Source organism: Sphingomonas sp. CARO-RG-8B-R24-01 (assembly GCF_022662295.1).
Taxonomy (GTDB): Bacteria; Pseudomonadota; Alphaproteobacteria; order Sphingomonadales; family Sphingomonadaceae; genus Sphingomonas.
Genome location: NZ_JAKNQI010000006.1, coordinates 103,888 through 126,573 on the forward strand (window position 1 = coordinate 103,888; position 22,686 = coordinate 126,573).

General features: G+C 67.0%; 21 protein-coding genes. 6 read left to right on the forward strand and 15 right to left on the reverse strand.

Features of this window, described 5'->3' with window-relative positions:
- Positions 1-9 precede the first annotated feature (9 nt).
- Positions 10-1,410 carry an exodeoxyribonuclease VII large subunit gene (gene xseA, locus L8G49_RS12875; RefSeq protein ID WP_242186218.1) on the reverse strand — a complete coding sequence of 467 codons (1,401 nt, stop codon included), beginning with the start codon at positions 1,408-1,410 and terminating at the stop codon, positions 10-12.
- On the opposite strand from xseA, the gene purD reads away from it, so the two are divergent.
- Positions 1,409-2,680 (forward strand): phosphoribosylamine--glycine ligase, encoded by a 1,272-nt coding sequence (purD, locus tag L8G49_RS12880; RefSeq protein WP_242186219.1) that lies wholly within the window; start codon positions 1,409-1,411, stop codon positions 2,678-2,680. The two genes, xseA and purD, sit on opposite strands and share 2 nt — an antisense overlap.
- A 62-nt stretch (positions 2,681-2,742) precedes the next feature.
- On the forward strand, positions 2,743-3,468 hold the full coding sequence (locus L8G49_RS12885; RefSeq protein ID WP_242186220.1) for a hypothetical protein: 726 nt from the start codon (positions 2,743-2,745) through the stop codon (positions 3,466-3,468).
- Positions 3,469-3,844: 376 nt separating this feature from the next.
- Here the strand turns inward: L8G49_RS12885 and L8G49_RS12890 are convergent, their stop codons facing one another.
- From L8G49_RS12890 to L8G49_RS12900, 3 genes are all read right to left on the reverse strand, one after another.
- Entirely contained in the window at positions 3,845-5,149 is a 1,305-nt protein-coding gene (locus L8G49_RS12890) for a hemolysin family protein (protein WP_242138647.1), read from the reverse strand.
- Between the two features lie 87 nt (positions 5,150-5,236).
- The gene (locus tag L8G49_RS12895; protein WP_242186390.1) at positions 5,237-5,665 is read right to left on the reverse strand and encodes a nucleoside deaminase; all 429 of its coding nucleotides are present in this window, start codon (positions 5,663-5,665) and stop codon (positions 5,237-5,239) included.
- Positions 5,666-5,741: 76 nt separating this feature from the next.
- A complete protein-coding gene (locus tag L8G49_RS12900; RefSeq protein WP_242186221.1) occupies positions 5,742-6,029 on the reverse strand; it encodes a hypothetical protein in 288 nt (95 codons plus the stop codon).
- A gap of 215 nt (positions 6,030-6,244) precedes the next feature.
- Between L8G49_RS12900 and rpmB the strand changes: the two genes are divergently transcribed.
- Positions 6,245-6,547, forward strand: coding sequence for a 50S ribosomal protein L28 (gene rpmB, locus L8G49_RS12905; protein WP_010215119.1), 303 nt, complete (start codon positions 6,245-6,247; stop codon positions 6,545-6,547).
- Positions 6,548-6,550: 3 nt separating this feature from the next.
- On the opposite strand, the gene L8G49_RS12910 is transcribed toward rpmB, so the two are convergent.
- Complete coding sequence (locus L8G49_RS12910) at positions 6,551-7,543, reverse strand: esterase-like activity of phytase family protein (RefSeq protein ID WP_347272064.1); 993 nt, start codon at positions 7,541-7,543, stop codon at positions 6,551-6,553.
- Positions 7,544-7,684: 141 nt separating this feature from the next.
- Between L8G49_RS12910 and L8G49_RS12915 the strand changes: the two genes are divergently transcribed.
- Positions 7,685-8,104, forward strand: coding sequence for a glycine zipper 2TM domain-containing protein (locus tag L8G49_RS12915; protein ID WP_242186224.1), 420 nt, complete (start codon positions 7,685-7,687; stop codon positions 8,102-8,104).
- A 219-nt stretch (positions 8,105-8,323) separates the two neighbouring features.
- Here the strand turns inward: L8G49_RS12915 and L8G49_RS12920 are convergent, their stop codons facing one another.
- The 4 genes from L8G49_RS12920 to L8G49_RS12935 are packed head-to-tail and all read right to left on the reverse strand — an operon-like array spanning position 8,324 to position 12,362.
- Positions 8,324-9,541, reverse strand: coding sequence for an argininosuccinate synthase (locus L8G49_RS12920; RefSeq protein WP_242186225.1), 1,218 nt, complete (start codon positions 9,539-9,541; stop codon positions 8,324-8,326).
- Positions 9,542-9,600: 59 nt separating this feature from the next.
- Complete coding sequence (locus tag L8G49_RS12925) at positions 9,601-10,827, reverse strand: cyclopropane-fatty-acyl-phospholipid synthase family protein (RefSeq protein ID WP_242186226.1); 1,227 nt, start codon at positions 10,825-10,827, stop codon at positions 9,601-9,603.
- 18 nt (positions 10,828-10,845) lie between these two features.
- On the reverse strand, positions 10,846-11,607 hold the full coding sequence (locus L8G49_RS12930) for a molybdopterin-dependent oxidoreductase (RefSeq protein WP_242186227.1): 762 nt from the start codon (positions 11,605-11,607) through the stop codon (positions 10,846-10,848).
- Positions 11,604-12,362, reverse strand: coding sequence for a cytochrome b/b6 domain-containing protein (locus tag L8G49_RS12935; protein ID WP_242138640.1), 759 nt, complete (start codon positions 12,360-12,362; stop codon positions 11,604-11,606). Before L8G49_RS12935 ends, L8G49_RS12930 begins: the two co-directional genes overlap by 4 nt.
- A gap of 94 nt (positions 12,363-12,456) precedes the next feature.
- Between L8G49_RS12935 and L8G49_RS12940 the strand changes: the two genes are divergently transcribed.
- On the forward strand, positions 12,457-13,086 hold the full coding sequence (locus L8G49_RS12940) for a flavin reductase family protein (protein WP_242186228.1): 630 nt from the start codon (positions 12,457-12,459) through the stop codon (positions 13,084-13,086).
- 315 nt (positions 13,087-13,401) lie between these two features.
- Positions 13,402-14,061: an opacity protein gene (locus L8G49_RS12945; RefSeq protein WP_242186229.1), complete on the forward strand. Its 660-nt coding sequence runs from the start codon at positions 13,402-13,404 to the stop codon at positions 14,059-14,061.
- A gap of 265 nt (positions 14,062-14,326) precedes the next feature.
- Here the strand turns inward: L8G49_RS12945 and L8G49_RS12950 are convergent, their stop codons facing one another.
- From L8G49_RS12950 to L8G49_RS12975, 6 genes are all read right to left on the reverse strand, one after another.
- On the reverse strand, positions 14,327-15,115 hold the full coding sequence (locus L8G49_RS12950; RefSeq protein ID WP_242186230.1) for an ABC transporter permease: 789 nt from the start codon (positions 15,113-15,115) through the stop codon (positions 14,327-14,329).
- On the reverse strand, positions 15,112-16,044 hold the full coding sequence (locus L8G49_RS12955) for an ABC transporter ATP-binding protein (protein WP_242186233.1): 933 nt from the start codon (positions 16,042-16,044) through the stop codon (positions 15,112-15,114). The genes L8G49_RS12950 and L8G49_RS12955 overlap by 4 nt, the downstream gene beginning before the upstream one ends.
- Before the next feature lie 201 nt (positions 16,045-16,245).
- On the reverse strand, positions 16,246-16,950 hold the full coding sequence (locus tag L8G49_RS12960) for a RibD family protein (protein WP_242186235.1): 705 nt from the start codon (positions 16,948-16,950) through the stop codon (positions 16,246-16,248).
- Between the two features lie 461 nt (positions 16,951-17,411).
- Positions 17,412-18,137 (reverse strand): DsbA family protein, encoded by a 726-nt coding sequence (locus tag L8G49_RS12965; RefSeq protein ID WP_242186238.1) that lies wholly within the window; start codon positions 18,135-18,137, stop codon positions 17,412-17,414.
- Positions 18,137-19,492: a M48 family metalloprotease gene (locus L8G49_RS12970; RefSeq protein ID WP_242186240.1), complete on the reverse strand. Its 1,356-nt coding sequence runs from the start codon at positions 19,490-19,492 to the stop codon at positions 18,137-18,139. Before L8G49_RS12970 ends, L8G49_RS12965 begins: the two co-directional genes overlap by 1 nt.
- Positions 19,493-19,688: 196 nt before the next feature.
- Complete coding sequence (locus L8G49_RS12975; RefSeq protein ID WP_242186242.1) at positions 19,689-22,604, reverse strand: ribonuclease E/G; 2,916 nt, start codon at positions 22,602-22,604, stop codon at positions 19,689-19,691.
- Between the last annotated feature and the right edge of the window lie 82 nt (positions 22,605-22,686).

Genomic DNA, 22,686 nt, shown 5'->3' on the forward strand with positions numbered 1-22,686 from the left:
GAGAACAGGCTAGAGCAGCGTCGGCTGGTCGCCGGATGGACCAGCATACGCCTTGCCGCCGCCGCGCTCAACCTTGGCATCGACCTCGCCATCGCGGAAATGGAGCGTCACGGACCCCGCCGCGCGCGCCGCCGCCGCCGATCCGACGACCTCCCCGCCCACCGCCGCCCTGGTCGAGACGAACGCATAGCCGCGATCGAGGATGCTGTTCGGCCCGAGCGACTGGACCAGCCGCCACGCCGCCGCGGTGCGATCGCGCGCACGCTCGAGCTGGCGCTCGAGCGTCGCGAGCCGCAACGCCCCCGCCGAGCGGTCGAGCTGCCCGCGCGCGAGCGTCACGCGGCGCTCCAGCCCACGATCGAGCCGCGCGCCGACGTCGTCCGCGCGCTGGCGCTGCGGGCCGAGCAGCGCGTCGCGCTTGGGCAGCACGCGGACCAGAGCGGTGAGTTGCTCGCGTCCGCGGTCGTGATAGCGCCGCGCGCATTTGCCGGTGCGCTGGCCATAGCTCGCGACCGTCAGACGCAGGTCTTCGAGGACCGGTACCGCGATCTCGGCGGCGGCGGTCGGCGTCGGCGCGCGCCGGTCGGCGGCGAAGTCGGCGAGCGTGGTGTCGGTCTCGTGCCCGATCGCGGAGATCGTCGGGATGCTGCACGCCGCGAGCGCACGGACGACGACTTCCTCGTTGAACGCCCACAGATCCTCGATCGACCCGCCGCCGCGCGCGACGATGACGAGGTCGGGGCGCGTCTCGGGCGGCATCGCGTCGAACCCGCGGATCGCTTTGGCGACCTCCTCCGCTGCGCCCGCGCCCTGCACCTTGACCGGCCATACCAGCACATGCGTCGGGCAGCGATCCTCGAGCCGGTGGAGAATGTCGCGGATCACCGCACCCGTCGGCGAGGTGACGACGCCGATCGTGCGGGGCATGAACGGCAGCAATTGCTTGCGGTCGGCGGAGAACAGCCCCTCGGCGGCGAGCTTCGCCTTCAGTTTCTCGAGCAGCGCCATCAGCGCGCCCTCGCCCGCCAGTTCCATCCGGTCGATGATGATCTGGTATTTCGAGCGGCCCGGATAGGTCGTGATCCGCCCGCTGACGATCACCTCCGCGCCGTCCTGCGGCTGGAACCCGAGCGCCGCCACCTGCCCCTTCCAGATCACGCCGTCGAGCACCGCGCTGTCGTCCTTGAGGCTCAGATAGGCATGGCCCGACGCCACGCGCTTGTACCCCGAAATCTCGCCGCGCAGCCGCACGCTGCCGAACTCGCTTTCGACCGTGCGCTTCAGCTTGCCCGCGAACTCGCCAACGCTCATCACCGAATTGCCCGGCGAGGCAGCCGCCGGAGTGGCGTTGTCGGCGGCGGCATCCAGGGCTAGGAGGCGGGCCGCGGCGTCAAAAAGAGGGTCCGACATGAATATCCTACTGATCGGATCGGGTGGTCGCGAACACGCGCTGGCCTGGAAGCTCGCGATGTCGCCGCTGTGCGATACGCTCTTTGCCGCGCCGGGCAACCCGGGGATTGCGGAACATGCGACGCTCGTCGGGCTCGACGTCCGCGATCATGCAACGACCACTGCGTTTTGCACGACCAACGCGATCGAACTGGTTGTGATCGGGCCGGAAGCGCCGCTGGTCGACGGGCTCGGCGATTCGCTGCGGGCGGCGGGATTCGCGGTGTTCGGGCCGGACAAGGCCGCCGCGCAACTCGAGGGATCGAAGGCGTTCACCAAGGCGCTGTGCGACGCCGCGCATATCCCGACCGCGCGCTATGTCCATGTAAAGACGCTCGACGAGGGTCTGGCATCGCTCGGCGGCTTCCTGCTGCCGGTGGTGGTCAAGGCGGACGGTCTCGCGGCGGGCAAGGGTGTGACGGTCGCAGCGACGCTCGGCGAGGCCGAGGCGGCGCTGGGCGACCTGTTCGCCGAACCCGGCGGCGAAGCGGTGATCGAGGAATTCCTCGACGGCGAGGAAGCCAGCCTGTTCGTCCTGACCGACGGTACCGCGATCCTCCCGTTCGGCTCCGCGCAGGACCACAAGCGCGTCGGCGAGGGCGACAGCGGCCCCAATACCGGCGGCATGGGCGCCTACAGCCCCGCACGCGTGCTGACCCCCGAACTGGAAGCGCGCGCGCTCGACGAGATCGTGGCGCCGACGGTGGCGGCGATGGCGGCGGCGGGGACGCCGTTTTCGGGCGTGCTCTATGCCGGGCTGATGCTCACCGCCGATGGCCCCAAGCTGATCGAATATAATGCGCGCTTCGGCGATCCCGAATGCCAGGTGCTGATGATGCGGCTCGAGTCCGATCTGGTGCCGATCCTGCTCGCGGTCGCGCAGGGCACGCTTGCCGAACACGGCGGGGCGCAGTGGCGCGACGCGGTTGCGTTGACGGTGGTGCTCGCCGCGAACGGCTATCCCGGCATGCCCGAGGCGGGCGGTGCGATCGACGGCATTGCCGACGCCGAATTGACCGGCACGATCGTCTTCCAGGCGGGGACCCGCCAGACCGAAAGCGGCATCGTCGCGTCGGGCGGCCGCGTGCTGGCGGTGACCGCGCTCGGCGAGACGATCGGCGCGGCGCGCGACGCCGCCTATCGTGGTGTCGACGCGATCGATTTCCCGACCGGCTTCTGCCGCCGCGACATCGGCTGGCGCGAGATCGCGCGCGCGGACGATCGCGCTTAATTTCCACGCGACGGCGATGGACGGCCTGCGCTAGGACCGCGCAACCGATGTAGGAGTATCCGATGGCCGCCACGCCCGACAATCCGAACCAGGCGATCGACTTCATGGTGCCGATCACCACCGTCCACGTCGCGTTGATGGTGGTGCTCGCCGTGCTGGCGGTGGCGACGATCGTGTGGGGCAGCATGCTCGCCCGCCGCCGCAGGAATGCGCGCAAGCAGGTCCAGGAGAATTTCGAGGTCGCCGAGGCGCACGGTGCGACGCACGAGCCAACGGTCTCGGCGGACGGGACCGAAGTCGCGACGCTGTCGTCCGACGTGCCTGAACGACCATCCGGTCCGGCGGAGGCGCCGACCCCAGTGAAAGCCCCAGTGGCAGCCCCTGTGGAAGCCCCGGCGCGCGAAGTTGCAGAATCCCCGGGTGCCGCGCCTGCTCCGCTCGCCGCGCCCGCCGTTGCCGCAACGGCACCCCCATCAATGCGGGCGGCAGACGCGACGGTCCCCGTGCCGCGCGCACCGGCCGCGACCGAGGCACCGGCGCCCGGCGGTGGCCCGCTTACGCAGGTCAAGGGCCTCGGCCCCAAGCTGGCTGCGACGCTCGCGGATAACGGCATCACGCGGATCGACCAGATCGCCGCGCTGACCCCTGCGGACGCCGAGGCGCTCGACGCCAGGCTGGGCGCGTTCCGCGGCCGGATGGCGCGGGATCGCTGGATCGAACAGGCCAAATTGCTCAGCGCTGGCGACCGGGCTGGATATGAAGCGCAATTCGGGAAGCTGGGCGGATAAGGCGGTATTCCGAGCGAGCCCCCGGTATCCTCCGTCGCGCGCATGCTGCGGCTTTCTTGTGGCTGGCACCCTGCCCCGGCGCAGGCGAAACCTCTTGCGAAACCACAATTGTTCTCCGCGAAGGCGGGAGTCCAGGAGTCACAAGAACTGTAAGCTGTTGTTTGCTTGGCCCTGGATTCCCGCCTTCGCGGGAAAACAGCAAAGGACCGGTCGGCAAACCAACTTTTGCAGAGGTCTCGCGAAAGGCCAGGGCCCAGTAGAAGTGGTCTGTGGCATCCGGCACGGCATTCGCCAGGACCGTGTCGCGACTGGACCCCGGCCTTCGCCAGGGAAGCGAGATGCCTTTGAAGCTACGAAGCTACCCTAAGCTACCAAGCTACCGCGCTTCGCTCACCAGCAGCTTGTCAATCCGTCGCCCGTCGAGATCGACCACCTCGAACTTCCAGCCCTGCTCGACGAAACTTTCGCCCTCGCCCGGCAGATGCCGGAACACCGCGAGCGCCAGGCCTGCAACGGTCGCATAGTCGCGGTCCTCGGGCAGGTCGATCCCGAGCCGCTCGGCAAGCGCGTCGACCGCCATCTGCCCCGCCACCAGCAGCGACCCGTCATCGCGCGTCACCACGGAAGGCGCTTCCTCGGGATCGGTATCCGACGCAAACTCGCCCGCGATCGCGGCCAGCAAATCCGCCGGCGTCACGATCCCCTCGAAATGCCCGTATTCGTCATGGATCAGCGCCATCGGCACCTCGGCCTGGCGGAGCGCGTCGAGCGCGTCCATCGCGTCGATCTGGTCGAGCACCACCGGCGCCTGTCGCATCAGTGCGCGGACGTCGAGCGGCTGCCCCTTGAACAGCGCCACTGCGATGTCGCGCGCCTGCACCACGCCGATCACCGTATCGACCGATCCCTCGGTCACCGGCAAACGGCTGTGCGACGCGGTCATCAGCGCGGCGCGAATCCCCGCCTCGTCGAGCGTCGCGTCGATCCATTCGATGTCGGTGCGTGGCGTCATCACCTCGCGCACCGGGCGATCCGCCAGCCGCACCACGCCCGAGATGATCGAGCGTTCATGCTCCTCGATCACGCCCGACTTGGACGCCTCGGCGACGATCAGGTGCAGCTCCTCGGCGGTGACATGCTCCTCGGTCTCGCGCTTCAGCCGCATCAGCCGGAACAGCAGCCCCGAGGACGAATCGAGCAGCCACACCACCGGCGCGGTCGCCCAGGCGAGCCCCATCAGCGGCCCCGCCATCGTCGCAGCGATCGGCTCGGGCGCGCGGAGCGCAATCTGCTTGGGGACGAGCTCGCCGATCACCAGCGAGGCGTAGGTCGTGATGCCGATGACTAACGCGAAGCCGACCGATTGCGTCAGCTCGGCGCTGAGCCCGAGAAACTGCAACCGCGCCGCGACCGGCCCGCCGAGGCTCGCGCCCGAATAGGCACCCGCCAGAATGCCGATCAGCGTGATGCCGATCTGGGTGGTCGACAGGAACTTGCCGGGATCGGCCGCCAGCGCGATCGCGGCGCGCGCGCCGCGCTTGCCGCTGCGCGCCATCGCCTCCAGCCGCGCCTTGCGCGCGGACACGATTGCGAGTTCCGACATGGCGAAAACGCCGTTGAGCAGGATGAGCGCGAAGATGATCGCGACGTCGATCCAGGGAAAGGATGGGGTTGGGTGCATGGCGCCACACGTCCTTTGCGCGATTCGGCGAATTTCACAACCGCCCTGCTGTCGGCGGACGGGATTCGACGGATCGGTTAATCGGGATCAGCGCCGTTCCGCAAAGAAAGCGCGCAACAAGGCTGCCGCCTCGCTTTCGCCGATTCCCGGGAAAACCTCGGGCCGGTGATGGATCGTCGGCTGCGCGAACAACCGGGGTCCGTGCTCGACCGCGCCTCCCTTGGGATCGCTCGCGCCGTAATAGAGCCGCGCGATTCGCGCGTGCGCGATCGCACCCGCACACATGGCGCACGGTTCGAGCGTGACCCACAGGTCGCACTCCCCGAGTCGATCGTCGCCGAGCGCCGCCGCCGCCGCGCGAATCGCCAGCATCTCGGCATGCGCGGTGGGATCGTGCAGCGTGCGCGGTGCATTGGCGGCGGTGGCGATCACTTCGCCGTTCCGCACCACCACCGCACCGACCGGCACCTCACCCGCGACCGCGGCGGACGCCGCCGCGGCGAGCGCGGCGCGCATTGCGGGCGGGAGCAGGAGCGACGCGATCGACATGCCCGGCGTCATGCCCGAAGCCGCGGCCCCGGGCCAGCGCACGTTACTGCGTGGTGACGGTGTTGCCGTCGGAGTCGACCGGCTTGTTGACGTGGAGCGTCGGGACCGAGATCGTCTTGGTCGTGGTGCCGACCGTCGGGACTTCGACCGACTTGTTCGCGGTGCCGAATTCGACCGTCGCCATCTTGGCATCGACCGCGGGCGCCTTGCCGCCGTTGACGCTGACCGACGGCAGCGCGCCGGCGCGCGTGTCGAGCTTGAGCATGCCGAGCGACACCAGCGCTACCACGACCAGGGCTGCGATCCCCACCAGAGCCAATAGAAAGCGCATCGTCCGTCATCCCTTTATCGTTGCGTTCAATTCGTTACCGTAATCAAACGCGGCGTCGTTGCGGAAGGTTGCATTGACCGCCTGTCGAGGCCCGCCGTGCCACCCAATCATTACAGCTTTAAGGCTGAATCGGTTGACGGGGCCGGATGCTTTGGGTAAGCGCGCCCCCTTCTAGGGGTTCGTCACGGGCCCCACCGGACATTCAGGAATTCACGATGTCGCGCATTTGCGAACTGACCGGCAAGGGCCGGATGGTGGGTAACAACGTTTCCCACGCGAACAACAAGACCAAGCGGACGTTTCTGCCGAACCTGCAGAACGTGACGCTCATGTCGGACGCGCTGGGCACCAGCATCAAGCTGCGCGTCTCGGCGCACGGCCTGCGCTCGGTCGAGCATGTCGGCGGTCTCGACAACTGGCTGGTCAAGACGACCAACGACAAGCTGTCGTTGCGCTGCCGTCGCCTCAAGCGCGACGTCGCCAAGAAGCTCGTCGCTGCACAGGCGCCTGCGGCGTAAGCCTCAGTTCCGGTCGCCGCGTGCGACCGGATCCAGTCTGAACTTCAGCAGCAGGCTGCGCTGCACCGGCAACTGGTTATCGTCCGAGACGAGCCAGAGCATGGTGGCGCGGCCTTCTTGCGTTGCCGTGACCCCCTCGAAGTTGTCGTGGGTGAGCGGGCTCGCGAGCGTCGCGATGTCGCTTCCGTGGACGGTCGCGCCACGCCGGACCTGTGCCGGATCGACGATCGTCAGCACGTTCGAGAATCGGAACCAGGCAAAACCGCGGTTGAGGATCAGCCAGCGCCCGTCGGGCAGCACGGTCATGTCGCTCGGGCTGTAGCCCTTGGGCGGCACATAGTCGAAGCGGAAGCCCGCGCGCGGATGCCGCGTCGGATCGCCGGAAAAGACGACGCCTGCCCGCCCCTTCCTGCCGGGCCAGGGGGTCTGCTCGGCGATCGAGACCATCCCGCCGCCGGGTAGCAACGTCATCGCCTCGGGTCCCTTGTTCTCGGGCCAGTTCTTCATCACCGGCGGCACCACATGCGCCTGCGCGCGGGTGAAGGTCGGATCGTAGCGCCACAGCGCATTGCTATTCTCGAACCCGACCCAGATCGCCCCGGTGCGGCGATCGACGCTCATCGATTCGCTGTCGCGGTCGCGCTTTTCCCAACCGGTGCCGGGGCCATCGGGCAGTTCCGCATAGGTACGATCATGCACCTTCCAGCGGCGATCGAGCACGAAGCGGACGATATCGCCGCTGTCGCTGAGCAGGGTGAACCGATCGCCGGCAATCGCCAGCGAGGAAAAGCCGCCGAACTGCGGATCGTCGCTGCGCAGTTGGACGCCGCCCAGATAGACCAGGTCGCCAACGCGTTTTCGCGCGGGATGGGCGGGGTCGAGCGCGACCGGTTCGACCGTGAAGGCCGGGTCCGGCCCGAGCAGGGTGATGCGGGCCGGGCCGCTCCAATCGGGCACGAACAGCACGAACAACAGGGCGCAGGTCAGGAATCGCACCGACAGCCCCTGCGGGAGCCGGCCGCGCCGCGCAACCGGCATTCGCGCATGAACGCCCGCTAACAAGCACATTCAGGCTCGTCTCAGTACGACTCGGTCATAACCGGAGCATCGGGACACACCCACCGAGAGGAGACGACGATGTTCAAGACGCTCATGCTCGCCGCGACTGCGATGGCCGTTACCGCCTCCGGTCTGGCTGCAACCCCCGCCAGCGCACAGCGCTACGACCGTGGCGATGGCTATGCCTATGACCAGGCGTATCGCGACGGCTACAATCGCGACGACGGCTATCGCGGCGGATACCGTGGCGGCTATCGCGACGACCGCCGCGGCTACGACGACCGCGGGTATAACGACCGGCGCTACTACAACACTGCGCGCAACGGCTGCCGTAGCGGCGACAGCGGGACGATCATCGGCGCGATTGCCGGCGGTCTGCTCGGCAACGTCGTGGCGGGGCGGGGCGACCGCACGCTGGGCACCGTGCTCGGTGCGGGCGGCGGCGCACTGGCCGGCCGCGCGATCGATCGCGACGGGCGTCCCGGCTACTGCCGCTAACGGGTTTCTCGGTTTCCCCCGGGTTGCGTAGCGGGGGAACGGGGCCGGCTCTGCCCTAGAGGGGCTGGCCCCGTCATTTCTACGTCTTCTTAGTTTCTGCACTTCCCCGGCGAAGGCCGGGGCCCAGTAGCGAGCCGGTCATGAGCGGGCGTTGCGCCTAGCTGACATTGGCCTTCGCTACTGGGCCCCGGCCTTCGCCGGGGTGGCGGCATCAGTGCGTTACCGGTCCCGCCGACCCAAAAGCCGCAAGCGCAACGCGTTGAGCTTGATGAACCCGGCGGCATCGCGCTGATCATACGCGCCCTGATCGTCCTCGAACGTGACGACCTTCTCCGAATAAAGCGACTGCGGCGACTTGCGTCCGGTGACGTTGACCGACCCCTTGTACAGCTTGAGCCGGACGGTCCCCTCGACCTTCGCCTGGCTGTGGTCGATCGCGGCCTGGAGCATCTCGCGCTCGGGCGAGAACCAGAAGCCGTTGTAGAGCAGCTCCGCATAGCGCGGCATCAGCTCGTCCTTGAGATGCGCAGCCCCACGATCCAGCGTGATCTGCTCGATCCCGCGATGCGCCATGTGATAGATCGTGCCGCCCGGCGTCTCGTACATGCCGCGCGACTTCATGCCGACGAAGCGGTTCTCGACCAGATCAAGCCGCCCGATGCCATGCTTGCGGCCCAGTTCGTTGAGCGCTTCCAGCAGCGACGCCGGCGACATGCCCACGCCGTTGAGCGCAACACCGTCGCCACGCTCGAAATCGATCGTGATCGTCTCAGGACTATCGGGCGCGTCCTCGGGATTGACCGTGCGCGAGTAGACATAGTCCGGAACCTCGTCCCACGGATTCTCGAGCACGAGCCCTTCCGACGAGGTGTGGAGCATGTTCGCGTCGGTCGAGAACGGGGCCTCGCCGCGCTTGTTGTGCGGGATCTCGATCTGGTGCTGCTCGGCCCATTCGATCAGCCGGGTGCGGCTGGTGAGGTCCCACTCGCGCCACGGCGCGATCACCTTGATGTCGGGTGCGAGCGCATAATAGCCGAGCTCGAAACGGACCTGATCGTTGCCCTTGCCGGTCGCGCCGTGGCTGACCGCATCCGCGCCGACCATCCGCGCGATCTCGATCTGACGCTTGGCGATCAGCGGCCGCGCGATCGACGTGCCGAGCAGGTACAGCCCCTCGTAGAGCGCATTGGCCCGCATCATCGGGAAGACGTAATCGCGCACGAACTCCTCGCGCAGATCGTCGACGAAGATATGCTCTGGCTTGACGCCCGCCTGCTGCGCCTTGCGCCGCGCAGGCTCGAGCTCCTCGCCTTGCCCGAGATCGGCGGTGAAGGTGACGACCTCGCATTGATAGGTCTGCTGGAGCCACTTGAGGATGACGCTGGTATCGAGGCCGCCCGAATAGGCGAGGACTACGCGGTTGATCTTATCGGTCACGGGCAGGATCCTTCGTGTTCGGCTGCCCCCTATGCGAGGGGGCGACAGGGTGCAACGGGCTAGCCCCGAAAAGCGCGCTCGGTCTCGATCATGTAGTCGCGCGTGATCGGCAGGACGTGCCGGTTGCGCGCGAACTGGATCTGGTAATTGACCATCCCGCCGAAGTGGAACGCCGCGCCCGCCCCCGCGAGGTAGAATTGCCACATCCGGTAGAAACGCTCGTCATACAAGGCGATGATCTGCTCGCGCGCGGCGACGGTGCGGTCGTACCAGTCGTCGAGCGTATAGCCGTAATGCAACCGCAGCACCTCGACGTCGGTGACCATGAAGCGCAGGCCCTCGTTCGCCGCGATGATCTCCGACAGCGCAGGGTTGTAGCCGCCCGGGAAGATGTACTTGGTCGTCCATTTGTCGGTGACGCCCGGCCCGCCGGCGCGCCCGATCGTGTGGAGCAGCATCACGCCGTCCTCGGTCAGCAGGTCGCGGCACTGGCGGAAGAAGGTCTTGTAATGCGCCGGGCCGACATGCTCGAACATGCCGACCGAGACGATCCGGTCGAACGTGCCGGTCAGGTGGCGATAGTCGATCAGCTCGAACTTGACGCGATCGGCGACCCCCGCCTCCTGCGCGCGCCGCCGCGCGACCTTGAGCTGTTCCTCCGACAGCGTGACACCGAGCACGTCTGCGCCGGTATGCTGATGCAGGTACAGCGCCATCCCGCCCCAGCCGCAGCCGATATCGAGGACGGTCATCCCCGGCGCGAGCGCGAGCTTGGCGGCGATATGCGCCTTCTTGTCGCTCTGCGCCTGTTCCAGCGTGTTGCCGGGGGTGGTGTAATAGGCGCAGCTATATTGGCGGTCGATGTCGAGGAAGAGGTCGTAGAGGCGATCGGACAGGTCGTAGTGATGCGCGACGTTGCGCTTCGAGCGGCGCGCCATGTTGATGCGGCCGAAGCGATGCGTCACCGCCTGGATCGCGCGGCGCATCGGCGAGGCGGCGAGGCCGTTCGCGCCCGCTTCCCACGGGTCGTTCGCGGTCAGCAACCGGACGAGATCGCGTACGTCGCCCTGCTCGACGAGCAGCCGGCCGTTCATATAGGCCTCGCCCGCGCCAAGCCCGGGGTCGCGCACGATCGCGGCGGCGGCGCCGGGGTCGGTAAAGCGGATGGTTACGTCGGGAAACCGCGCATCGGGCGTTCCGAAGCGGACGGTCTTGCCATCGGCGTGGTGTACGGTGAGGGTGCCACGCTGAACGCGCTTGGCGAGAAACAAATCGATAAGAGCCATGTGCGGCCCATTAACGCCTCAAATGCCCGCATACCAATCGTAATCGACATTGTCCTCCCAATAGCCGCCCTTGCCGCGGCCGATGCCCGCGAGCGTGGGCACCGCATCGATCGCCATGACGTATTTGGCGTGCTTGTAGCCGAGCTGCCGCTCGAGCCGCAGCCGCACCGGCGCGCCGTGGCCGACGTCGAGCAGCTGGTCGTTCATGCCCCAGGCAAGGATCGTCTGCGGGTGGAAGGCGTCGATCAAATCGATCGACTCATAGTAATTTGCGCCCGAATAAAGGTCGGCGCAGGTGAAGACGATGTAGCGTGCGCTGTCCTTCACTCCTGCCGCCTTGAGCACGCTGCCGAGCATCGGCCCGTGCCACTTGCCGATCGCGCTCCAGCCCTCGACGCAGTCGTGCCGGGTGATTTGGGTCCGCGCCGGCATCGCCATCAGCTGCTGGTGCGAGATCGCGAGCGGCCGGGCGACGAGGCCACCGACCTTGAGCCGCCAGTTCGCGAACTTGTCCGCGACCATCGCGGCATAATCGGGCGTGCCGGGATTGCTCGTCCCGTTGGTGCGGAAGAACGGCGACATCTGGTCGGCACGATATTCGGGCGCGAGACTGTGCCGGTTCGACAGCGCGCGCTGCAGACCGAGGTTGAGCTTTTCGCCCGAGAACAGGATTTTCCGCGCCGCCGGAATGTCCGCGACCCGGTCGCATCCGGCGAGCAACGCGCCGGTGCCCAGCGCCGCGGTCGTGACCAGCGCGCGTCGTGTGATCAGGCTGCTCATGCCGCATCCTCGCGTTTGTCGTGGCCGGGAATGCGCCACCAGCCGGTGATCATCGACTTCGTCTCGGGCCAGGCGCCCGCCAGGATCACGAGGACGAGGTGGACGATGATGAACAGCACCAGCCCCGACGCTGCGATGAAATGCACCGAGCGCGCCGAGGCACGCCCGCCGACGATATCGAGCAGCCACGGCCATGCCGCATCCATTCCGGGCGACAGGGCCAGCCCCGTGACGATCATCGCGGGCAGCAGGATGAAGATCGCCAGCACATAGGCCAGCTTCTGGAAGATGTTGCGCGCATTGGGCTGCTTCGGATCGTGGAAGCGCAGCGCGATATGCTCCTTGGCATCATACCACAGGTGCGCCGGCGCCAGCTCGCGCGCGCGGATCGCCAGGTCGCGCTGGAAATGCCGGTTGATCAGGCTCGCCGCCATGAAGGCCAGCAGCCCGAAGCCGAGCACCAGCGCGAACAGCAGATGCCAGCGCCGCGCGACCGCGAGATTATAGCCCGCGGGAATCGTCAGCCAGGGCGGCGCGCGCGGCGTATCGAGCCAGGCATGGTCCGAATTCGCGCCGAACTGCCCCCAGTAGAGATGCGGATGCGCATTGAGGATCGTCAGCCCGCTGCCGATCATGATGAAAATCGTGATCACGGACACCCAGTGCCAGATCCGCGTTGTCAGCCGGTGCCGGTAGATCGGCGTGCCAGCACCGGGCGGCGGGGTCGTTGCGGGGGAGCGGGTTGCGTCGGTCATACAGGTGCCTATTCGAGCCGTCGCCGGAGATGGTTACACCTAACCGCATTCCCGACGTTCGCCCACCGTAAACCGCGCCGCGAGGACCATCCCCATGTCGAATCATCATTTCTACGAGCCCAAGGATGGTCCTGCGGGCATTCCGGGTCTGGACCACGATCCGCTCAATTCGATCGTCGCGCCGCGCCCGATCGGCTGGATCAGCACGCTCTCGGAAGACGGCACGCGCAACCTGGCACCCTACAGCTTCTTCAATCTGTTCAACTATCGCCCGCCGATCATCGGGTTCGCCTCGATGGGCTGGAAGGACAGCGCCGCCAACATCGCCGCGACCGGCGAGTTCGTCTGGAACCTCGTGACGCGCGATCTCGCCGACGTGATGAACCGCAGCGCCGCGACGGTCGGGCCCGAGGTCGACGAATTCGCCCTGGCGGGGATCGCCACCCTCCCCTCCCGCCTGGTCAAGCCGGCACGGGTCGCGGCGAGCCCGGTCGCGTTCGAATGCCGCCACACCCAGACGCTGCGCCTGGAAACCAGGGAAGGCCGCGCGCTCGACCAGTGGATGATCCTCGGCGAAGTGGTCGGGATCCATATCGCGCCCGAGCTGATCGCGGAGGGGGCCTATAAGACGGCCGCGGCGCACCCGATCCTGCGTGGCGGCGGCCCGGGGGACTATTTCGAGATCCGCGAGGATGCCCTGTTCAAGATGCAGCGGCCGGGCTGATGAACGGGCGTCCGGACGCCCCCTCTATTGCAGCGCACGCTGCATCCGTCCGGGGAAAGGCGCGTCCAGAATCGGTCGTAGCGCGCTGCGCAAGGCCAGTCCGGCATATGACGGATTTGGCAAATCACCGGAATCCGGTCGATTTCCGTTCATGCTGCCGCAAGAAACCGTTGCACAAATGTGACATTCGGGAACCTTCCTCAAAAATCTCTCGACCGCACTGCAACAAGCGATGGCCAACGTAGTTCAGACGACTACGGAGCTCGGGACGAACACCCGGCGCCAACCAAAACGCCAAAAGATAGGTCACATCATATGCGTAACATCACCCTTGCCGCGGCCGCCCTGGCCGTTTTCGCAGCAGCACCTGCCTTCGCGCAGGACATGTCGCAGGACACCACGCCAGCAGCGCAGACCGACGCGGGCCCCAAGGCACCCGACGGCAGCAAGGCATTCGGCATCGAGCCGTATGTCGGCGTCATGGGCGGCTGGGAGCAGTTCGACAACGAGCGCAACCACGGTATCCCGCAGGCGCTGAACTCGAACGGCACGCTGCGTAACAACTATCGCCTCGCAGGCGCGCTGGTTCAGGGCGTCGTCGGCGTCAACGTTCCGCTCGGGCCGGTCTTCGTCGGCGCAGAAGGCAACGTTGCCAAGGGCGTTTCGGGCAACATCAACTGGGAATATGGCGCAGCAGGCCGCTTCGGCGTCCGCGCAGGCGACAGCGGCATGTTCTACGGCAAGGTCGGCTACCAGTGGATCGATTTCGACCACTATTCGACCTTCTCGACCGGCAACCGCAACGACAAGAAGCATGACGGCATCACTTACGGGATCGGCACCGAGTTCGGCCCCAAGGACATCGGCCTGAAGGGCATCACCGGCAACGCCGGCTTCCGCATCCGCGCAGAAGTCAACACGTTCGGCGATTTCCACAGCTTCCGCCCGATGATGGGCGTGATCACGCACTTCTAAGACTTCGGTCTCGGCAAGTCCTTGAGGGGCGGGGAATGGCAGCATTCCCCGCCCTTTTTGCGTGGATGGCCCGGGGGGCAGTGCCGCGACCGTTCGCGCCGGACGGCCATGGACCGCCACCGGCCCGCCCACATCGCCGATCCGTCCAAGCGGCAAGGCGCAAGGTTCGAGGGATTCCGGCGGCAACGTGGGGCAGACGTCGCTGGCCCCGAACGTCCGGCCGTCGGTCAGGCCGGCGCGGGATGTCCCGGCGGCCGGCGAAGTTTCAGTTCTTGAGCCGCCACCCGGACTTGAAGATCCATCCCACCACGCCGAGGCACGCGACCAGGAACAGCGCGGTCACGCCAAGGCTCAGCCCGACGGACACGTCGCCCTTGTCGAAGAACGCCCAGCGGAACCCGCTGACGAGATACACCACCGGGTTGAACAGGCTGACCGTCCGCCACGGCTGCGGCAGCATGTCGATCGAATAGAACGCGCCGCCCAGGAAGGTCAGGGGGGTAATCAGCAGGGCGGGGATGAAGTTGAGCTGTTCGAACCCCTTCGCCCAGATCCCGATGATGAAGCCGAACAGACTGAACGTCACGCTGGTCAGGATCAGGAACGCAATCATCGCGAGCGGGTGGACGATCTGGAGCGGCACGAACAGCGCCGCGGTCGCGAGGATGATCAGCCCGATCACCATCGACTTGGTTGCGGCTGCGCCGACATAACCGACCACCATCTCCATCGCCGAGACCGGCGCGGACAGCAGCTCGAACATCGTGCCGGTGAATTTGGGGAAATAGATGCCGATCGAGGCATTGGCGATGCTCTGCGTCAGCAGCGACAGCATGATAAGGCCCGGCACGATGAAACTGCCGTACCCGACCCCGCCGACCGTGCTGATCCGCGACCCGATCGCGCCGCCGAACACGACGAAATAGAGCGAGGTGGTGATCACCGGGGTGACGAGGCTCTGCCACAGGGTGCGCAGCGCGCGCGCCATCTCAAAGCGGTAGATCGCCCAGATCCCGTTGAAGTTGATCGCGGGGGCTTTGTTCGTGCCGCTCATGCCGCGTCCTTCTTCTCGACCAGGTCGACGAAAATATCCTCGAGGCTCGATTTCGAGGTCTCGAGATCCTTGAACCCGATCCCCAGCTCGCCGAGTTTGCGCAGCAGCGAAGGGATGCCGGTATGCTCGGCCTGCGCATCGAAGATATAGCGCAGCGTCCGGTCGTCATTCTCGAGCGCGACGTCCCAGTCGGACAGGTCGGCGGGAAGCGTGGACAGCGGTTCCTGCAGCGAAATCAGCATCTGCCGCTTGCCGAGCTTTTTCATCAGCTCGGCCTTGCCCTCGACCAGGATCAGCTGCCCCTTGTTGATGACGCCGACCCGGTCGGCCATCTCCTCGGCCTCCTCGATATAATGCGTCGTCAGGATGATCGTCGTCCCCTTCTCGCGCAGCCGATGGACGAGCTTCCACATGTCGCGGCGCAGAGCGACGTCGACACCCGCGGTCGGTTCGTCGAGGAACAGGATGTCGGGTTCATGGCTCAACGCCTTGGCGATCAGCACGCGGCGCTTCATCCCGCCCGACAGCGTCATGATCTTGGCGTCGCGCTTGTCCCACAAGGAAAGGTCACGCAGCACCTGTTCGAGATGCGCCTCGTTCGCCCCGCGCCCGAACAGGCGACGACTGAAGCGGACGGTGGCGATCACGGTCTCGAACATGTCGACCGACAGTTCCTGCGGCACCAGCCCGATCGCACGGCGTGCGCTGCGGAAATCGTTGAGCGCATCGTGGCCGAGCACCGTCACGCTGCCGGTGGTGGGGGTGACGATCCCGCAGATGATCGAGATGAGCGTGGTCTTGCCCGCGCCATTGGGGCCAAGCAGCGCGAAGATCTCGCCACGGTTGATCGACAGATCGATCGGCTGGAGCGCGTGATGGCCTGATGCGTAGGTCTTCGAGACCCCCGCGACCGAAAGTATGCTGTCCATCAAGCCCCCGTTTCCTGAACCGGGAGATAGGGTTGCTGTTGCGTCGCAACAAGGTTGGGGGGCTTGCCTCCTGAACCGCTTCCCCGGCGAAGGCCGGGGCCCAGGAGCGAAACAGAAGAGTGCGGGCGGCTGCGCTCCGTTACCTCCGCCATCGCTCCTGGGCCCCGGCCTTCGCCGGGGAGGTGTACGGATAGGGACCGTTCAGGCCGCCGCCACCGCGTAGCGAAGGTGGACGACGCCATGCGCCAGTTGCTCGCAGCCGGTGAGCGACAGCGTCACCTTGCCCTTCAGCCCGTCATCGAACTTGACGATGCTTTCCGCCCCGCTCCCGCCGTCGAGCGCGGGTGTCATTACGACGCTCAGTTCGTCGACCAGCCCCGCGGCAAGGAACGTCCCGTTGATCCCGCCCCCACCTTCGAGCAGCAGCGTCTCGATCCCGAAATCGCGCTTCAGCGTAGCGAGCGCGGCGGGAAGATCGATCTCCGCCGCATCGGACACGACATAGGAAACCCCGCTCGCCGCGAGTTCGGCGAGATGCGCGTCGCTAACGTCCCCGCCGAGCAGCACGACGACATGATCGCCGCCGACATCGCCCGCGCCGAAATGCAGCTTGGCCGAACGGTCGACCGTCACCGCGTAGCTCTCCGCCGCCGGGTTCGCGATGTGGACGGGGCGCTCGACCGTCGCGCCCGCGGGCGCGGTCGCGGAGTCGCCCTTCGCCATTTCCGCCATCGTCACGCGCCCAACGATCCAGCCGTCGGCGTCCATGCTGTCGTGGAGCTGCTCGTAGAGCGCGGTCCAGTCCTTGGATGTACCGTCAGAGCTGGTCGTATAGCGGCTCGGGTGGAGGCCACCGTCGAGCGAGGACGTCATGTGGCAGATGATTTTTGGGCGGTCGGTGGGCATGAGGCGTCTCGTGCTGGAGGGTGATGCCCTAACGCCGCATGCTGCAGGTCGGGTTCACCCGTAACCCCGGCGCAGGCGAGACCTCTGCGAAACCATAGGTGTTCTCCCGCGAAGGCGGGCGTCCAGGAGTCGCGATAACTGTAAGCCGTTGTTTTGCTTAACTCTGGATTCCCGCCTTCGCGGGAAAACACCAGACGAAGGGTCCGTAAACCGACTTTCGCAGCGGTCTTACGGAGGCCGGGGCCGCCAGGTTGCCGCAAGCACACCGCGCGCAAACCCGTCACCCCGGCGAAGGCCGGGGCCGCCAGGTTATCGCGGGGACCCTTCGACAAACGCCCGCCAACTGGCAGCTCCTGGCGCCAATTCACCCTGTCCCGATATTGGGGCTCCGGCCTTCGCCGGGGTGACGGTGCTTGACGCGACGTTCCTCACCGCATGTCATAAACCCCATGAAGCAGGGCCTACTTCGCCGCGCGCGCCGCCGCGACCGCCTTCTGCAACGCCTCCAGCGTCAGCGCCGAAGACACGACGGTGTTGCCGATCACCCAGCTGGGCGTGCCGGTCAGCCCCAATTGCCGCGCAACACCCATGTTGGACGCGATCTCGGCCTCGGCCTGCGGGGTGAATGCGGCAGCCTTGGCGAGGTCGACGCCCGCAGTCCGTGCCGACGCCGCAATCGTCGCGCCCGACACCGGGCCCGCCGCGTAGAGCGCGTCGTGGAACGCCTTGAACTTGCCCTGCTGCGCCGCCGCGAGGCTCATCCGCGCGGCATCGACGCTCGCATCGCTCAACACGGGGAATTCACGGAAGACGATGCGGAGCTTCGGGTCGCTCTTGAGCAGCGCTGCGATCGTCGGCAGGCTGGCGCGGCAATAGCCGCAATTATAGTCGTAATATTCGACCAGCGTGACGTCGGGGTTGGCACTCCCTTGCCATGCGCTGCCGAACGGCTTGAAGATCGCGTCGCGGTTCGCCGAAATCACGTCGGCATGCGCGCGGTCGCGCAGCGCGTCCATCGCCTGCGGGATGATCTCGGGGTGCGCGAGCAGGTAATCGTGGACGACCTGTTCGGTCCGCGCTGCGTCCGGTGCGCTGGCGGGGACCAGCCGTTCGGCCGCCCAGAACAGCGCCGCGCCGAGAATGGCGGCGACGAACGCCACCGCGAAGGAACCTGCATACGGGCGCATCAGCGTCTTTTCTTGTATTTCTTGGGGTTGTCGGACATTTCGTTCTGGGCGGCCAAGGCGATGTCCTGCGCGCGGATCCAGTCGGTCGAATTGGGCGGCAAGCCCTGCATCGCGCCGCGCGCGCTATACGCGGCGGTACGCTGGTCGCCGGTGAGGCTCGCCTGCTCGGCGGTGGCGAGCAACGCGCGGGTCTGGTCGCCCGACGCCTCATAGACCGTGCCGAGCTGATACCAGGCGAACGGATTGTCGTCATCGCGCGCCACCGACTGACGCAGCACCTTGATCGCCTCGGGGTAATTCGCCTTGTCCTCGGTCGCGATCAGCGCGTGGCCGAAGGTGGTCGCGATCAGCGGGCTGTTGCGCGACAGGTCGGTCGCCTCGCGCAGCGGTGCCAGTGCCTCGCGCGGCTTGCCCGCCTCGAGCAGGATCTGGCCCTGGATCTCGAGAAAATACGGGTCGTGCGGCGCGGCCTTGATCAGCGCGGTCGCCTCGGCGTCCGCCTTTTCGGGATAGCCCGATTTGTGCCATGCATAAGCGCGCGCATAATGCGCGTAGACGCTCTGATCCTGCTCGGGATAGGTGTTGAGCGTCGCCTTGGGGTCGGCGACATAGCCCATCAGCTTGGCCTTGACCCGCTTGAACCGCTCCTCGAGGCCGGGGTCGGGTTTGGTGTTATAGGCAGGCGAGGCCTGGACGTCGGCGGTCAGGTTGGCGATGCGCTCGCCGGACAAGGGATGGCTTTGCGCGAACGGGTCGATGTTGTTGAGCCCATAGGCATATTCCTCGTTCTGCAGCTTCTTGAAGAAGGTCAGCATGCCCTTCCCGGACACGCCGGACTCGCGCAGGAACTTGGCCCCCGTCGCATCCGCGGTCGATTCCTGGACGCGGGTATAGGCGAGGAACTTGCCCTGCGCGGCGCTGGTGCCCGCCGACAGGATGCCCGCCCCCGCCTCGGGCGCCCCCGCCGCGATCGCCGCGACGCCGAGCACCATGCTGAGGATCGAGATTCCCATCGCGGGGCGCGCGCCGCCATCCATCAGCACGACATGCCCGTCGGCGACGTGGCCGAGCTCGTGCGCGATCACGCCCTGGACCTGGTTGGCATTGTCGGCGGCCTGGATCAGCCCCGAGTGGACATAGATCGTCTGCCCGCCCGCGGTGAAGGCGTTGATCGAATCGTCGTTGATGAGGACGACCTTGACCGCCGCGGGCGACAGCCCCGCCGCCTTGATCAGCGGCAGCGACATGTCGTTGAACATCGCCTCGGTCTCGGCATCGCGCAAAATCGACTGTGCCGCGGCGGGTTGCGCGCAGAGCAGGAGAGAGGCCGCGAGTCCCGCGATGTACAGCTTCATGGTGCTTCTATCCCCGAGTTTGCGCGTGCGGGCAACCGTGGCGGCGATGGGCGCGGGGGGCTGAATGGCGGATGAAGCCGGGGGTTTAGCGAAGAGGGGGATGCCGTGGGCGATCCCCATTCTGCCGTTCGTGAGGGCACGAGCGCCGGAAACGAACCCGCGTCCCCCGGCACGCAGCCGGGGGACGCGGTGCGCATCATGCGCCGAAGGTGCGCTGCCACCAGCCGCGACGCGGCGTGCCGGCTTCGCCCGGATCGGGATCGATCGCGGTCGGCGCGGGGGCGGGTGCCTCGCGCTCGCTCGTCGGCTCGACGACGGGCGATGCGTCCGGCGCCGGCTCGATCGCTGGGGTCGATTCGACCGCGACGACCGGGTCGATCGCCGGGCTGGTGTCGGCAACCGGGGCTTCGACGGCACCGTCCGCCTTCGCCTTGGGACGACGCGCGCGCTTGGGCTTGGCGGGTGCCTCCTCGGCGACGGGGGCGACTGGCGCTTCGACGACGGCATCGGCCGGAGCCTCGGCGACCGCAGCCTTCTTGGTGCGACGGCGCTTGGGCTTGGCGTCCGCCTCGGCGTCGACGGCCGGAGCCTCGACCGCCGGGGTCTCGGCGACCGGCGCTTCGACCGCGGCCACCTTTGCCGCAGGCTTTACGTCCGTCTCGGGCTTGCGCGCCTTGGGACGACGACGGCCCTTCTTGGGCGCTTCTTCCTCGACCACGGCCTCGACCGGAGCATCCGCCTCGGTCAGCGCAACCATCGTCTCGACGTCGACTGCAGGCAGTTCCACAGCGGCCTCGACCGGCTGCGCTTCGCCAACGGCCTCGTCCGTGGACGGCTCGACGCCAGCCTGGTCGGCAGAGGTCTGCTCGCCCTCGGCGCGACGACCGCCACGGCGACCGCGACGACCGCGACGGCGCTTGCCGCCCTCGCCCGCTGCCGCATCGCCTTCGGCGCTTGCCCCCGTATCGTCGCCATCGGACTCGACCGCGACGTCGGCCCCGAGCAGTTCAGCGACATCGGACGCCTCGGCAATCGCGCCGCCACGATCCTCGTCGGTGTCCGCCAGCATCTCACCGTCGATATCGCCCTCGGACGTACCCTCGACCTCGCCCTCACCCTCGGGGCGATTGCGACCGCGCCGTCCGCGACGACGGCGACGGCGGCGCGAGCCACCCTCGTCGTCCCCCGCACGCTCTGCGCGCTCGGGACGCTCGCGCGGTTCGCGGGCTGCCTTGGGCTCTTCCTCTTCCTCGACGAAGTCGTCGACCTCCTCCTCGAATTCCTCCTCGGGGATGTCCTCCTCGATCTCCTCGATCGGCGCGTCGAAGCGCGGCGTGTAGGCGGGCGGCGGTCCGGAAACCTCGACCGACATGCGCGCGCCTTCCTGCTCGCCGTCGGGCGAGACTTCGATCATCACGCCGTAACGCTCTTCGATCTCGGCGAGTTCGGCGCGCTTGCGGTTGAGCAGGTAGAACGCCGCTTCCTGGCTCGCGCGCAGCAACAACTGCGATCCGCGACCCTGGGCAGCTTCGTCCTCGAGCAGACGCAGCGCCGACAGACCCGACGACGAGGCGGTACGGACGAAGCCCGAGCCTTCGCAATGCGGGCACGGCCGGGTCGATGCCTCGAGCACGCCGGTGCGCAAGCGCTGGCGGCTCATTTCCATCAGGCCGAACGACGAGATGCGCCCGATCTGGATCCGCGCGCGATCGTTCTTGAGCGCTTCCTTCATCGCCTTCTCGACCTTGCGGACGTTCGAGCCGTTATCCATGTCGATGAAGTCGATCACGACGAGACCCGCCATGTCGCGCAGCCGCAACTGGCGCGCGATCTCGGCAGCGGCCTCGAGGTTGGTCGCGGTCGCGGTCTGCTCGATCGAATGCTCGCGAGTCGAGCGCCCCGAGTTGATGTCGATCGACACCAGTGCCTCGGTCGGGTTGATGACCAGATAGCCGCCCGACTTGAGCTGGACCACCGGGTGATACATCGCGGAGAGCTGCTCCTCGACGCCTGCGCGCTGAAACAGCGGCACGGGGTCGCTGTAATGCTTCACCTTGCGCGCATGGCTCGGCATCAACAGCCGCATGAAATCCTTGGCGTGCTGATAGCCTTCGGTACCCTCGACGATGACCTCGTCGATCTCGCGATTGTAGATGTCGCGGATCGCGCGCTTCATCAGGTCGCTGTCGCCATACACCAGCGCCGGCGCGGACGACGAAAGCGTCGCCTCGCGGATTCCGTCCCACAGGCGGGCGAGATAATCGAAGTCGCGCTTGATCTCCTGGCGCGTGCGCTGGAGCCCCGCGGTCCGCACGATGCAGCCCATCGACGGGGGCAGCTTCATGTCCGCCATGATCGACTTCAGACGCTTGCGATCGCCCGCATTCGAAATCTTGCGGCTGATCCCGCCGCCGTGCGACGTGTTGGGCATCAGCACGCAATACCGACCGGCGAGCGACAGATACGTCGTCAGCGCGGCGCCCTTGTTGCCGCGCTCTTCCTTGACGACCTGGACGAGCAGCACCTGGCGGCGACGGATGACGTCCTGGATCTTGTAGCGATGGCGCAAATTGGTGCGACGCTCGCGCAGATCGTCGGCGGCATCGTCCGATGCCGAGCGCTTGCGACGGCGACGGCCACGACCTTCGCCGGGGTTCTCGCCTTCGGATGCGACTTCGCGGTCGGGGACGATCTCGTCCGCCTCATGCCCGCCGTCGTCGTCGTAGCGCTCGATCGATTCCTCGTCGGGCTCGAAGCCTTCGTCGTCCGCTTCCAGATCGTCCTCGGCATCCTGCTGGGCGCGCAGTGCAGCTTCTTCAGCGGCATGCTCGGCCTCTTCGCGCAGGAGCGCGTCGCGATCCTCCTTGGGGATCTGGTAGTAATCGGGGTGGATTTCGCTGAAAGCGAGGAAGCCGTGGCGGTTGCCACCGTAATCGATGAACGCGGCCTGGAGCGACGGCTCGACGCGCGTCACCTTGGCCAGATAGATATTCCCCTTGAGCTGCTTGCGCTCAGCGGATTCGAAATCAAATTCCTCGATCCGGTTTCCCTTGACGACGGCAACACGGGTCTCTTCCCGGTGCCGTGCGTCGATCAGCATACGCGTGGTCATGTAAATGTCTCCGGACGCGCGGCGCAGGGCCCGAAGGCGCTGGGCGCCGTGGCACTGGCCGCGCGAAATAAAGGTACGCGGA